We start from the raw sequence: 13239 nt of genomic DNA, 5'->3' as shown, positions 1-13239 counted from the left end.
CCCCTTCTCTGCACGCAGGGTCGCGGACACGCCCACGGCGTGCGTGTCGGATCCGATGGTCCGATCGACGGGCGACCGGAACGAGGCGAAGACGCCGCCGGCCATCGCATCATGGGGTGTTTGACGCGGCACCGAAATCGAGAAGACCCGGCGATCCCGCCGGGGCTTATGACGTGCACGAACGTCGGTCAACGCGATCCATCGCTTTTGCGAAGCCGCGCATGGCTGGGGTACCTGGACTCGAACCAAGAACAACTGAACCAGAATCAGCCGTGTTGCCAATTACACCATACCCCAATGGTCATCCGGGGGTGACCCCGGGACCAGGCGGCGACCGGATCGAGACCCGAGCGCCGAGAGACGACAGTACCCTACCGACGGACCCCGCTCAAATCGACCCGCGGACCACAGACCCCTCCGACTCCGGAGCGGCCTCGCCGAGGCGGGCGCGCACGAGATCGCGGTTGATCGCAGAGGCGACCTGCGCACCCGACCCGGCGGCGACGATCAGCTGCTGCGGCCCGGGAGGGGTGACCTCGCCCGCGGCGTACAGGCCCGGCACGGAGGTGCGGCCGCCCGCATCCACGCGGAGGAAGCCGTCGGCGTCGCGCTCGGGGCCGGCGGCGTCGAGGTAGTCGAGCACGGGCGTCCACACGGGGCGGACGAAGGCTCCCGTCCGCGGGACGACGTCACCATCGGCAAGCAGCACGCCGGTCATCTCGGCCCGCTCCCCCGCCAGGTCGGCGACGGGCCGGCGGTCGACGCGGATGCCGATGGAGGCGAGGAGCGACTCGTCGGCGTCGCTGACGACTCCGACTCGGTTGGTGAAGACGATCAGGTCGGTCGACCACTGCGAGAGGAGCATGGCCCGCTCGGCGAGGTCGTCGGTCTCGCCGATCAGGGCGAGCGCCTCCCCCGCCTTCTCGTAGCCGTCGCACTCCATGCAGCTGTGCACGGCGGTGCCGTAGTAGGCGCGCAGGCTCGGCAGCGCGGGCGGCGTCTCGAGCAGCCCGGCGGCGACGACGACGGCGGTGGCGAGAACCGATCGGTCGGCGCTGCCGCGCACGCCGCGGGCGCCGACGACGAATTCGCCGCCGGAGCGCTCGACGGAGGTGACCAGCGCGTTGTGCACCTCGGCGGCCTCGTAGCGCTCGAACTCCTCGCGGCCGAGACGGCGCAGCTCCAGCGGCGAGATGCCGTCGCGGGTGAGGAAGCCGTGCGAGTGCAGGGTGGCGGCATTGCGCGGGCGGTTGCTGTCGAGCAGCAGGACGCTGCGGCGCGCGCGGACGAGATTGAGCGCGGTCGAGAGCCCGGCCGGTCCCCCTCCGATCACGACGACGTCGTAGTGGCCGCCGACCGTCTCCGCCACGATCAGGCCTGCCGGGAGGCGCCGAGGCGATCGAGGCGGGCGATCGACTCCTGCTTGCCGAGGATCTCCATCGACTCGAACAGCGGCGGCGAGACGCGGCGGCCCGAGATCGCGGTGCGCAACGGCCCGTAGGCGAGGCGCGGCTTCAAGCCGAGTCCCTCGATCAGCGCGGAGGCGAGCGCCTCCTGGATCGCGGCGGTCAGCCACTCCGACTCCGGAACCAGCTCGAGCGCGCCGACGGAGGCGGCGAGCACCTCGCCGGCGTTCGCGGGCAGGCCCTTGAGCGCGTCCTCGTCATAGCTGAGCGCGGCGGCCGTGGTGAAGAGGAAGCCGAGCATGCCGGGGGCCTCACCCAGCAGGCCGATCCGCTCCTGGACGAGCGGCGCGGCGGCGGCGAGGACCGCGCGCTGCTCGGCCGTCGGCTCGCCGCCCAGCACACCGGCGGCGATGAGATACGGGATCGTCCGCTCGGTGAAGTCGTCGACGGCGAGGAGGCGGATGTGGTCGCCGTTGATCGACTCCGCCTTTTTGAGGTCGAAGCGCGCGGGGTTGGGGTTCACGTCGGCCACGTCGAAGGCGGCGATCATCTCGTCGATCGAGAACACGTCGCGGTCGTGGGTGAGCGACCAGCCGAGCAGGGCGAGGTAGTTGACCAGGCCCTCCGGGATGAAGCCGCGGTCGCGGTGGTGGAAGAGGTTCGAGGACGGGTCGCGCTTGGAGAGCTTCTTGTTGCCCTCGCCCATCACGTACGGGAGGTGACCGAAGCGCGGGACGAAGCTCGTCACTCCGATGTCGATCAGCGCGTGGTACAGCGCGATCTGGCGGGCAGTCGAGGGCAGGATGTCCTCGCCGCGGAGCACGTGGGTGATCTGCATCATCGCGTCGTCGACCGGGTTCACCAGCGTGTACAGCGGCTGTCCGTTGGGGCGGACGACGACGAAGTCGCTGAAGGAGCCCGCGGGGAAGGTGATCGGGCCGCGGACCAGGTCGTCAAAGGACAGATCAGCGTCCGGTACGCGCAGGCGCAACGCCGGGGCTCGACCCTCGGCGCGGAAGGCGGCGCGCTGCTCCTCGGTGAGGTCGCGGTCGTGGTTGTCGTAGCCGTGCTGCGTGGCGCGGCCGGCCGCCTCGTTGCGCGCGTCGATCTCCTCCGCCGTGGAGTAGCTCTCGTAGAGGTGGCCGGACGCCGTCAGGCGCGCGATCACGTCGAGGTAGACATCGGTGCGCTCGGACTGGCGGTACGGGCCGTGCGGGCCGCCGACTCCGACTCCCTCGTCCCAGTCGAGTTTCAGCCAGCGCAGGGCGTCGAGGATCTGCTCGACGCTCTCCTCGCTGTCGCGCGCGGCATCGGTGTCCTCGATGCGGAAGACGAAGGTGCCGCCGGTGTGGCGCGCGTACGCCCAGTTGAACAGGGCGGTGCGGATCAGGCCGACGTGCGGCGTCCCGGTCGGCGACGGGCAGAAGCGGACGCGGACGTCGCTCCCGGTCGCGGTTGTGAACGGGTGCGCGTTGCTCGCGCGGTTCAGGGGCGGGGTGAGCTCAGACATACGGGGATGATCCTACCGGCGGGAGGCGGGACGGCGCCCGGGATCGCGGGGCTGCGGGTGCTGCTTCTACCGCGAAGCACTGCTCCGAGTCAACGGACTCCCGGAGCGAGCAGGAGCAGTGGTGCGCTGACCTCTGGGCCTCTCGTCGAGGGGGTCCGAGCGCCGCACCGCAGGCCGCGCCGGGCCTTCGCGCAAGCGCGCCCGGAAGGAGCACTGATGAGCACGATCGACACCGGCACCGGCCGTCCGAGCATCCTCACCGAAGCGGCACGGGAGGAGAAGGATGCCCGCACGCTCGCGCTCTTCCAGGCCGCGGTCAGCGCGGAGGCTGCGGAGGGCGACCGGATTCGCGAGCGCATAGTACTCGACCATCTCGGCCTCGCCGAGGCGATGGCGCACCGGATCTCGCGGGGAGGCGGCGCCCGCGCAGGAGGATCCCCGGGAGGGGGCGCCCACCCAGGTGGCGCCCCTGCAGGAGGTGCCCACGCGGGAGGAGCCCATGCAGGAGGTGACTGGGCGGATCTGCGCCAGGTCGCCTATGTGGGCCTGGTCAAGGCCGCCCGCCGCTTCACTCCGGATCGCGGCGAGAGCTTCGCTGCCTTCGCCGTCCCCACGATCACCGGCGAGCTCAAGCGACACCTCCGCGACCTCGGCTGGATGATCCGCCCGCCGCGCGGGGTGCAGGAGCTGCACCGCCGCTCGGCGGTCGTCGCCGACGAGCTCGCGCAGGAATTCGGCCGCCACCCCACCGACCACGAGATCGCACGACGCCTCGGCGTCGACGCCGCCGACGTCGCAGACGCGCGCTCGGCCGGACATCCGCTCTCGCTGGACGAGACCGTGGGCGAGGGCGGCGCGGGTCTGGGCGACACGCTCGGCGGCGAGGACGCGCGCCTTGTCGAGATCGACCGGCGGCACGGGCTCGCCGAGGCTCTGGCCGAACTCGAGGAGGGACAGCGCGAGCTCCTGCGGATGCGCTTCGTCGAGGAGCGCACCCAGCAGCAGATCGCCGATGCGCTGGGGACGACGCAGATGCAGGTTTCGCGCCTGCAGCGCCGCATCCTCGCGCAGCTCGCCGACCGGCTCGGTGCCCCCTCGCGCAACCATCAGCCGCGCGCGGCCCGGGCTCGGGTGGCCACGGTCACACCGGTGCGCCCGACGACGCGGCTGAAGTCCGCCTGAGGTGGGCGTCGGAACGCGTCGGGAGCGAGGCGAGGGCGGCGAGGACGTCGTCGACCCCGACGGCGAGCAGCGCCGGATCGGGCTCGGTCGAGAAGACGTCGCCGCGGCGGAGCGAAGCGTCGGTCAGCACGCGGTGCGGGCCGGAGGCGGGCGGGCCCCAGGCCTCGGGCGGGGCCGGTCCGAAAATCACGACCGAGGGAATGCCGTACGCCGAGGCGAGGTGGGCGGCGCCGGTGTCGACGGTGACCACCACCTCGGCCGCCGCGACAACCGCGGCGAACTCGCTGAGCGAGAGCCCTCCCGCCAGTACTTCGCCCGTGCCGGCCAGCTCGGCGACGCGGCGGGCGCGGTCGGCCTCGTTCGCTCCTCCGGTGTAGACGACGCGGTGTCCCTCGGCAGCGAGGGAGCAGGCGACCGCGGCGAAGCGCTCCTCGGGCCACTCGCGCGAGCCGTAGAAGGCGCCGATGTGCACGACGGCGGCGGCGGAGACGGGGGCGGGTGCCTCGGGGACGGCGATCGCGACGTCCTCGGGGTCGGCGTCGAGGCCGAGGGAGTTCACCAGGCGGGCCCAGCGGGCCCGTTCGAGTTCGCCGTCGAGCCAGAGTGGACGCGGATCACCGGGGCCCGCGCCCGGGTCGAGCGCGGGGACGCGGAACTCGAGCGTGCGCTCCGGGGCGATCTCGCGCAGCCGCAGCCGCGACTCCGGGCCGTTGCCGTGCAGGTTGACGCCGAGTTCGACCCGGCCGGCGGCCATCGGCAGTGGGTCGTCGAGGCCGTGGAGGGTGGGCACCAGCGCGTCCAGACCCTCGACCAGGTCGACGATCGGTTCGAGCCAGGGCGTCGTGGCCAGGATCAGCCGGTGCCCGGGGAAGCCGCGACGCAGCGCCTTCAGCGCAGGGACCGCGACGAGCAGGTCGCCGAGTTTGAGGGCGCGCAGCGCGAGGATCTCCGGAGTGCGGTCCGGGGCGGTGAGAGCGCGCACGGCGCCTCCTTCCTGTCGGGGTCCCCATACCCCGCCGCGGGCGGCTCAGACGCGGTGTGCGCGGATCGGAGCGACGCGCCCGGCGCGACCGACTTCTCCGCGAGGGGGTTTACGTCCCTGGGCACGGGGTATGAGGAGAAGGTGAACGACTCCTCCTCCCGGAGCGCCGACCAGCGCACGAGGGCCCCGCGACTGCGGGGGATCCTCTTCGACCGCGATGCGACGCTCGTGGTCGACGTGCCCTACAACGGCGACCCGACGCAGGTGACGCCGATGCCGACGGCCCTCGATGCGGTCGAGCGGGCGCGCGAGGCGGGACTTGCTCTGGGCGTGGTCACCAACCAGTCCGGGATCGCGCGCGGGATCATCGACCGCGCGCAGGCCGACGCGGTGAACGAGCGGGTCGATGAGCTGTTCGGCGGCTTCGACGTGTGGATGCTCTGCCCGCACGGGCCCGAGGACGGTTGCTCCTGCCGCAAGCCCGAGCCCGGCATGGTGCTCGGCGCGGCGGAGTCGCTCGGCCTCCCCGCCGACTCCCTCGCCGTGATCGGCGACATCGGCGCGGACGTCGGTGCCGCGGCGGCCGCCGGTGCCCTCGGCGTGCTGGTGCCCACTCCGATCACCCGCGACGAGGAGGTGGCCGCCGCCCCGCTCCGTGCAGCGACGCTTCTCGAGGCGGTTGAGCTGCTGCTGGCGATGCAGCCAGACGGGGACTCCGAGTGAGGCGCCGTGTCCTCGTCGCCCGCCTGGACAGCGCGGGGGACGTGCTGCTCTGCGGGCCGGCGGTGCGCGCGATCGCGGCCGACGCCGAGGTTCTGCTGCTGAGCGGGCCGCAGGGCGCGCCCGCCGCCGCTCTGCTGCCGGGACCCTCCTCCGTCCGCACCTGGTGGTGCCCGTGGATCGGCGACTCCTCCCGCCCGGTCGATGCGGTGCTCGTCGACGAGCTGCGCGCGATCGTCGAGGAGTTCGCGCCGGCCGAGGCCGTGATCCTCACCTCCTTCCACCAGTCGCCGCTGCCGCTGGCGCTGCTGCTCCGCCTGGCCGGCGTCACCCGCATCACGGGCGCCTCGGTCGACTTCGCGGGCGCCCTGCTCGACGTGCGCCTGGTCCCGGGCGAAACCCTGGAGGAGGACCAGCCCGAGCCGGAGCGCGCGCTCGCCATCGCTGCGGCGGCCGGATTTGCGGTGCCCGCCGGTGATGACGGCCGGCTGCGGGTGCGGCGCGAGGGCACCCTGCCCGGCGCGCTCGACGGGATCGGCCCCTACGTCGTGGTGCATCCGGGAGCCGCCGTTCCCGCCCGTGCCTGGCCCGCCGCGAATGCCGCGCGCGCCGTCGAGCTGCTCGCGGACGCGGGACTCGCCGTCGTCGTCACCGGCGGACCGGGCGAGCGGGCGCTCACGGCCGAGGTCGCCGGCACCCGCGGTATCGACCTCGGCGGAGCCACCGACTTCGCCGGTGCCGCCGAGGTGCTGGCCTCCGCCGACGTCGTGATCAGCGGTAACACCGGTCCGGCGCACCTCGCCGCCGCGGTCGGCACGCCGGTGGTCAGCCTCTTCTCACCGGTCGTCCCGGCCGTGCGCTGGGCGCCCTACGGCGTCCCGGTCGCACTGCTGGGCGATCAGGAGGCCCCGTGCGCCGGCTCGCGCGCGCGGATCTGCCCCGTCCCCGGCCACCCGTGCCTCGCCGGGGTGAGCGCCGAGGAGGCGGTCGCCGCCGCCCTCCGACTCCGAACCACGACGTCCCCGAGAGAGGCCATCGCATGAAGATCCTGCTCTGGCATGTGCACGGCGGCTGGGCGGACGCCTTCGTCCGCGGCGCCCACAGCTACCTGCTCCCCACCACTGCGGCCCGCGACGGTTGGGGCCTGGGCACCGGCGGCCGCGACTGGCCGGCCGCGGTCGAGGTCGCGCCGGAGGAGCTGCACGACGCCGAGGTCGACGCGGTGCTGCTCCAGCGACCCGAGGAGCTCGCCGAGGCGGAGCGCCTGCTCGGGCGCAGACTCGGCCGCGACGTGCCGGCGGTCTACGTCGAGCACAACACCCCCCGCGGGAACGTCCCGGAGAACCGGCACCCACTCGCCGACCGCGACGACCTGCTGATCGTCCACGTCACTCACTTCAACGCCCTAATGTGGGACACCGGCTCGACGCCGACGACAGTGATCGAGCACGGGATCCACGACCCGGGCCCCCTGTACACCGGCGAGCTGCCGCACTTCGGCGTGGTCGTCAACGAGCCGGTGCGCCGCGGCCGGGTGGCCGGGACCGACCTGCTCCCCCGTTTCGGCGCCGTCGCTCCGCTGGACGTCTTCGGGATGAAGACCGACCAGCTCGCCGCGCTGCCGGGCCTTCGGGACGTGAACGCCATCGGGGACGTGCGTACGCAGGCGATGCATGCCGCTCTCGCCCGCCGCCGGGTCTACCTGCATCCGTTCCGCTGGACCTCGCTCGGCCTCGCGCTGCTCGAGGCGATGCACCTCGGGATGCCCGTAGTCGCGCTCGACGTGACGGAGGCAGGGCGCGCTGTCCCGCCCGAGGCCGGAGCGGTCTCGAACGACCTCGACTCGCTCGTCGCCTCCGCCCGGGCGCTCGTCGAGGACCCGGATCGCGCCGCCCGCGCCGGCGCCGTCGCCCGCGAGGCGGCGCTCGCCCGCTACAGCCTCGCCCGATTCCAGCGCGACTGGGACGAGGTCCTGGCCGACCTCCCCCGGCGCCGGTCGCCGGAGCCCGCACTGGAAGGGAGCACCCGATGAAGCAGCACCTCTCCGCCGCGCCCGCGCTCACGATCGCGATGGTCTCCGAGCACGCCAGCCCGCTGGCGACCCTCGGCGGCGTCGACGCCGGCGGCCAGAACGTGCACGTCGCCGCGCTCGCCGATGCGCTCGCCCGCCGCGGCCACCGCGTCGTCGTCTACACCCGCCGCGACGACCCCTCCCTCCCTCGGCGCGTGCCCTTCACCTCGGGCGTCGAAGTGGTGCACATCGACGCCGGGCCGCCCCGCCGCGTCTCCAAGGACGAGCTGCTGCCGTTCATGGGCGACTTCGCCGTCGACCTCGCCGAGGAGTGGCTGCAGGAGCGGCCGGACCTCGTGCACAGCCATTTCTGGATGTCCGGGGTTGCCGCGCTCGACGCCTCCGAGCGGGTCGAACGCGCAACCGGGCGCCGCGTACCCGTGTTCCACACCTTCCACGCGCTGGGCGTGGTGAAGCGCCGCCAGCAGGGCGCGCTCGACACCAGCCCCGAGGAGCGCGCCTGGCTGGAGCCGGGAGTGGGCCAGCGGGCGGACGGCGTCATCGCCACCTGCTCCGACGAGGCCTTCGAGCTGAAGGGTCTCGGCGTACCGACCTCGCGCATCTCGGTGGTGCCCTGCGGAGTCGACATCGACCGGTTCTCGGTGCAGGGCCCGGTCGCTGCCCGCGACGGACGCTCGCGGCTGATGACGATCGGCCGCCTGGTGCCACGCAAGGGCATGGGCATCGCGATCGAGGCGCTCGCGCACCTGGTCGCGGTCGGGCACGACGCCGAGTTGGTCGTCGTCGGCGGCTCCGGCTCGGGCGACGCTCTGACGGCCGACCCCGAGTACCGACGGCTGCACGGCGTGGCCCGGAGCCTCGGAGTCGCCGACCGCGTCGACTTCGTCGGCCAGCTCTCGCAGGCGGCGATGCCCGCGATGCTCCGCTCGGCGGACGTCGTGGTCTGCGCGCCCTGGTACGAGCCGTTCGGTATCACTCCGCTGGAGGCGATGGCGTGCGGAGTGCCGGTCGTCGCCTCCTCCGTCGGCGGGCTGATCGACACCGTGGTCGAGGACGTGACGGGGGTCCACGTGCCCCCGCGCGACCCGGTCGCCCTCGCCTCCGCCCTCGGCTCGCTGCTCGCCGACCCGACCCGCGCCCGCGCCTACGGGGCCGCCGGCCGCGAGCGCGTCGAGTCCCGCTACTCCTGGGACCGCGTCGCCGCCGACACCGAGCGGGCCTACGTCACCACTCTCGCCGGCCTCGGCGACGAGTCGGTCCTCACCGGCGCCACGAGCGCACCCTCATCCCCCACCACCCGGAAGGCGGCTCCGCGACGATGACCATCGACACCGCGACCATCGACACCGTTCTGGACACCCCGACGGACGCCGTCCGGCGCCTCGTCGACGACCACGTGGCGCACGCGCTCGATGCGGTCGCCCAGCTCCAGCACCACTCCGAGCGGATCACCGCCTGGGGCGTCGAACTCGCCGACCGCCTGCACACCGGCGCACGACTGCTCGCCGCGGGCAACGGCGGTTCGGCGGCCGAGGCGCAGCACCTCACCGCGGAGCTGGTCGGCCGCTTCGACGGCGACCGCATCCCCTTCTCCGCCCTCTCGCTGCACGCCGAGACGTCGAGCCTGACCGCGATCGGCAACGACTACGGCTTCGACCATGTGTTCTCCCGGCAGGTCACCGCGCACGCCCGAGCGGGAGACGTGGTGGTGCTGCTCTCGACCAGCGGCCGCAGCGCGAACCTCCTGCACGCCGCCGAGGCCGCCCGCGCAGCCGGCGCCCGCTCCTGGGCGCTGACCGGCGAGGGGCCGAACCCGCTGACCGAGCTGTGCGACGAGGCGATCGCGCTCGAGGGCCACGGCGCCAACGTGCAGGAGGCGCAGCTGGTGCTCGTGCACGCGCTCTGCCGGGCCTTCGAGCACCGGATCCGCGCGCGGACGGCGGCCGCCTCGTGAGCCGGCTGCACCTGGTCGTCGTCGGCGATGTCGTGCTCGACGTCGACCTGTCCGGACCTGCCGAACGGCTGAGCCCGGACGCGCCGGTTCCCGTGGTCGACGTCACGGCCCGCAGCGCCCGCGCCGGCGGTGCCGGGCTGGTCGCGCGGATGCTCGCCCGCGACGGGCACGAGGTGACTCTCGTGACGGCGCTCGCCGACGACTCCGACCCGGATGTGGCGGAGCTGCGCGCCGAACTCGACGGCGTTCGGGTGATCGCCGGGCCCTCGGGGGCGCCGACGCCGGTGAAGACGCGGGTCGCCGCCTCCGGCCAGGCCGTGGTGCGGATCGACCGCGGCTGCGAGACCCTACCCGTTCCCGGCGTGAGCGTCGCGATGCTCGCGGCGCTCTCCGACGCCGACGCGGTGATCGTCGCCGACTACGGCCGCCGCCTCACCGAGGACGCCTCGCTCCGTGCCGCGCTCGACGCGCTCACCGTGCCGCTGGTCTGGGATCCGCACCCCCGCGGCTCGCAGCCGGTCGCCGCGACCACGCTCGCGACTCCGAACCTCGCCGAAGCCACCACGTTCTCCGGAGCCACCGGGCGCGGAGTGACGCGCGCCGAGTCGGCCGCGACCACGCTCCTCGAGCGCTGGGGCTGCGGGGCGGTCGCCGTGACGATGGGCTCCTCCGGGGCTCTGCTGCGCGCCCGCGGCGCCGGCGTGCCGGTCGTCGCTCCGGCCGCCTCCGTGCCGCCCACCGACCCGTGCGGAGCGGGCGACCGGTTCGCCGCCTCCGCCGCGGTCGCCCTCGCCAGGGGCTCCAGTGCATCCGAAGCCGTCCAGGCCGCTGTCGCCGACGCCGGCGCCTACCTGCTCGCGGGCGGAGTCGCCTCCCTCGCCGCTCCCGCCGACGCCGCACCACTTCGCGGCGGCGGGGTTGATGCGCTGCGCGTCGCGGAGGCCGTGCGCGCCTCGGGTGGAACCGTCGTTGCAACCGGCGGCTGCTTCGACCTCCTGCACGCCGGCCACGCCCGCACGCTCTCGGCCGCCCGCGCACTCGGCGACTGCCTGATCGTGTGCCTGAACTCGGACGACTCCGTGCGCCGCCTCAAGGGCGCCGCGCGCCCGATCATCCCCGAGGACGACCGCGTCGACCTCCTCCTCGCACTGGAATGCGTCGACGCCGTGCTGGTCTTCGGCGAGGACACGCCGGACGAGGCGCTGCGCCGCATCCGCCCCGATGTCTGGGTGAAGGGCGGCGATTACTCCGCCGAATCCCTCCCCGAGACGGCGACCGTGGCGGAGTGGGGCGGCCGCGTCCTCACCGTGCCCTACCACCCCGGCCGCTCGACCACTCATCTCGCCGCCGCGCTCGCGCGCGTCGGCTGACCCGAGGCCCACAAGGCCCGCAGCCCACCCCCGGAAGGACACCATGAGCACCACTGCCACCCCCATCGGCCGCGTTTTGATCACCGGAGGAGCCTCCGGGCTCGGTGCGGCCGTCGCCGCCGCGGTCACCGCCGCCGGCGGCACCCCGATCGTGCTCGACCGCGACGTCTCCGCCGTGCAGGAGGGCGTCGCCGCCTACCAGGTCGACGTTGCGAAGACCCGCGAGGCCGAGAAGGCGGTCGCCGAGATCGCCCGCGAGCACGGCGGGCTCGACGCCGTCGTGACCGCGGCCGGCATCGACCGCTGCGGCCGCCTGGTCGACGTCGAGCCGGAGGAATGGGAGCGCGTCATCTCGGTGAACCTCCTCGGCACCGCGGCCGTCGTCCGCGCGGCACTGCCCTTCCTCACCGAGACCCACGGGCGCGTCGTCACCGTCGCCTCCTCGCTGGCGATCAAGGCCGTGTCGGACGCGACCGCGTACTGCGCCTCGAAGTTCGGCGTGCTCGGCTTCACCCGCGCGCTCGCCGCCGAGACCAAGGGCGAGATCGGCGTGACCACGCTGATCCCCTCCGGCATGAAGACCCGCTTCTTCGACGACCGGGACGAGCAGTACAAGCCCGGCCCCGACGCGCTGCTGAACGACCCGGAGAACGTCGCGAACGCCGTGATGTTCATCCTCGGCCAGCCCCGCGCCTGCGAGATCCGCGAACTCGTCATCACCCACGAGGAGGAGCCCTCCTGGCCCTGACCCCCTCGGCCTCCCCTCCGCGAGATGCCACTTGGGTACGCCCGCTCCGGCGTGTCGCGTACCCAAGTGGCATCTCGCGGTCAGCGGGTGGACGCGAGGACAGCGCGGACGTCCTCGAGGACGGTTGCGACGCGGACGTCGTCGACGAAGGTGACGTCGTGCTCGCAGCGCGGGGCCGTCCAGCCGACCTGCGTCACGTCGACGCCGCAGACCGGGCAGCGCGTGGTCCAGCTGAGCTGCACCCGGTGACGCTGCCTCCCGAGCGGAGCGGCGTTGATCGCGTTGCCCACCCAGAAGACCCCGACCGTCGGGGCGCCGACTGCGGCCGCGAGGTGCCGGGGCCCGGAGTCATTGCCGAGCACCAGATCGGCGAGCGAGAGCAGCGGAGCGAGATCCGGCAGGTCGACGATGCCCGCCCACGAGACGGCTCCCGGCGCTCCGGCGACGATCTCGTCGGCGGCGGGCACATCGGAGTCGTCGCCCACCACGAGCACACGCGCGCCGTCGGCCAGCAGCTCCGTCGCCACGGCGGCGAAGGAGGCGGCCGGCCAGCGCCGGCGGACATCCGTCGCGCCCGGGTGGATCAGCACCAGCGGGCCGCCCGAGGGCAGCGCAGCGGCCAAGCGGTCCCGCCGCTCCGGATCCACGGCGAGCGCCGGCTCGAGCCGGGTCGCGGCCGCTCCGGCCAGCCCGACGATCTCGAGCGCGCGCAGCATCTCATGCTGGTAGTAGACGTAGGGGATCGTGCGCTCCAGCTCCTCCGCGTCGGGCGTACGCGAGCCGACCGTGTGCCGCGCGCCGAGCCGCTGCAAGAACGGGTTGGAGTAGCGCCCGCCGCCGTGCAGCTGTACGGCCAGGTCGAAGCGGCGCGCGCGCATCCGGTCGGTGAAGTCCTCGACCACCCGCGGATCCTCCCCCTCCCCGTCGCGGACTCCCTGCGCGATCGGCAGGATCTCGACCTCGGCGATCGGCGACTCGACCCCCGAGAGCAGCACCCGGTGCGCGGGTGTGCCGAGCAGGGTGATCTCGGCGCCTGGGTACGCGGCCGCGAGCGCGTCGACGGCGGGGAGGGCGAACAGCAGATCGCCGAGACCGCCGCCGCGCAGGACGGCGATCCTCTCGACTCCGGCGAAGGGCTCTCGGAGGGGGGCGATGGCGACCACGGCGGGTTCCTCTCAGCTGCGAAGGCGCGCGGACGCGGCTCCGGGGATGGTGCACTTCTCCATTTCCCCGCCACGGCCGATCCGAAACCGGATCGCCAGCGCACAACGTCAGCTGAGAGCACGTCTCATCGATGATGGTGGATGAGACCTGCTCTCAGCTGACGTTGTGCGG

The 13239-nt window shown here is 73.7% G+C and carries 12 protein-coding genes and 1 tRNA gene; 8 read left to right on the top strand and 5 right to left on the bottom strand.

What is annotated here, in order from left to right; genetic code table 11:
- Window positions 1-222: 222 nt before the first annotated feature.
- From A6122_RS04915 to gltX, 3 genes are all read right to left on the bottom strand, one after another.
- A tRNA-Gln gene (locus A6122_RS04915) sits at window positions 223-297 on the bottom strand.
- Between the two features lie 91 nt (window positions 298-388).
- Window positions 389-1369 carry an NAD(P)/FAD-dependent oxidoreductase gene (locus tag A6122_RS04910; protein ID WP_237358238.1) on the bottom strand — a complete coding sequence of 327 codons (981 nt, stop codon included), beginning with the start codon at window positions 1367-1369 and terminating at the stop codon, window positions 389-391.
- Window positions 1370-1371: 2 nt separating this feature from the next.
- Complete coding sequence (gltX, locus tag A6122_RS04905) at window positions 1372-2916, bottom strand: glutamate--tRNA ligase (protein ID WP_068252254.1); 1545 nt, start codon at window positions 2914-2916, stop codon at window positions 1372-1374.
- A 216-nt stretch (window positions 2917-3132) separates the two neighbouring features.
- Between gltX and A6122_RS04900 the strand changes: the two genes are divergently transcribed.
- The gene (locus tag A6122_RS04900) at window positions 3133-4098 is read left to right on the top strand and encodes a sigma-70 family RNA polymerase sigma factor (protein ID WP_068252252.1); all 966 of its coding nucleotides are present in this window, start codon (window positions 3133-3135) and stop codon (window positions 4096-4098) included.
- On the opposite strand, the gene A6122_RS04895 is transcribed toward A6122_RS04900, so the two are convergent.
- Window positions 4058-5080, bottom strand: a complete 1023-nt coding sequence (locus A6122_RS04895) for a glycosyltransferase family 9 protein (protein ID WP_068252250.1) — start codon at window positions 5078-5080, stop codon at window positions 4058-4060. The two genes, A6122_RS04900 and A6122_RS04895, sit on opposite strands and share 41 nt — an antisense overlap.
- A gap of 141 nt (window positions 5081-5221) precedes the next feature.
- Between A6122_RS04895 and A6122_RS16955 the strand changes: the two genes are divergently transcribed.
- The 7 genes from A6122_RS16955 to A6122_RS04860 are packed head-to-tail and all read left to right on the top strand — an operon-like array spanning window position 5222 to window position 11904.
- Window positions 5222-5803, top strand: a complete 582-nt coding sequence (locus A6122_RS16955; protein ID WP_237358237.1) for a D-glycero-alpha-D-manno-heptose-1,7-bisphosphate 7-phosphatase — start codon at window positions 5222-5224, stop codon at window positions 5801-5803.
- Complete coding sequence (locus A6122_RS04885; protein WP_068252248.1) at window positions 5800-6843, top strand: glycosyltransferase family 9 protein; 1044 nt, start codon at window positions 5800-5802, stop codon at window positions 6841-6843. The genes A6122_RS16955 and A6122_RS04885 overlap by 4 nt, the downstream gene beginning before the upstream one ends.
- Window positions 6840-7832, top strand: a complete 993-nt coding sequence (locus tag A6122_RS04880) for a glycosyltransferase (RefSeq protein WP_068252247.1) — start codon at window positions 6840-6842, stop codon at window positions 7830-7832. The genes A6122_RS04885 and A6122_RS04880 overlap by 4 nt, the downstream gene beginning before the upstream one ends.
- A complete protein-coding gene (locus tag A6122_RS04875; protein ID WP_068252246.1) occupies window positions 7829-9154 on the top strand; it encodes a glycosyltransferase in 1326 nt (441 codons plus the stop codon). Before A6122_RS04880 ends, A6122_RS04875 begins: the two co-directional genes overlap by 4 nt.
- Window positions 9151-9786: a D-sedoheptulose-7-phosphate isomerase gene (locus tag A6122_RS04870; protein WP_068252244.1), complete on the top strand. Its 636-nt coding sequence runs from the start codon at window positions 9151-9153 to the stop codon at window positions 9784-9786. Before A6122_RS04875 ends, A6122_RS04870 begins: the two co-directional genes overlap by 4 nt.
- A 5-nt stretch (window positions 9787-9791) precedes the next feature.
- The gene (locus A6122_RS04865) at window positions 9792-11156 is read left to right on the top strand and encodes a PfkB family carbohydrate kinase (RefSeq protein ID WP_068257061.1); all 1365 of its coding nucleotides are present in this window, start codon (window positions 9792-9794) and stop codon (window positions 11154-11156) included.
- A gap of 43 nt (window positions 11157-11199) precedes the next feature.
- The gene (locus tag A6122_RS04860; protein ID WP_068252241.1) at window positions 11200-11904 is read left to right on the top strand and encodes an SDR family oxidoreductase; all 705 of its coding nucleotides are present in this window, start codon (window positions 11200-11202) and stop codon (window positions 11902-11904) included.
- Window positions 11905-11984: 80 nt separating this feature from the next.
- Here A6122_RS04860 and A6122_RS04855 read toward each other — a convergent pair whose 3' ends face one another.
- Window positions 11985-13067, bottom strand: coding sequence for a glycosyltransferase family 9 protein (locus A6122_RS04855; protein WP_068252239.1), 1083 nt, complete (start codon window positions 13065-13067; stop codon window positions 11985-11987).
- Window positions 13068-13239 lie beyond the last annotated feature (172 nt).

The organism is Rathayibacter tritici, from assembly GCF_001641005.1.
Taxonomy (GTDB): domain Bacteria; phylum Actinomycetota; class Actinomycetes; order Actinomycetales; family Microbacteriaceae; genus Rathayibacter; species Rathayibacter tritici.
This window is presented reverse-complemented; position numbering and strand designations above follow the sequence as displayed.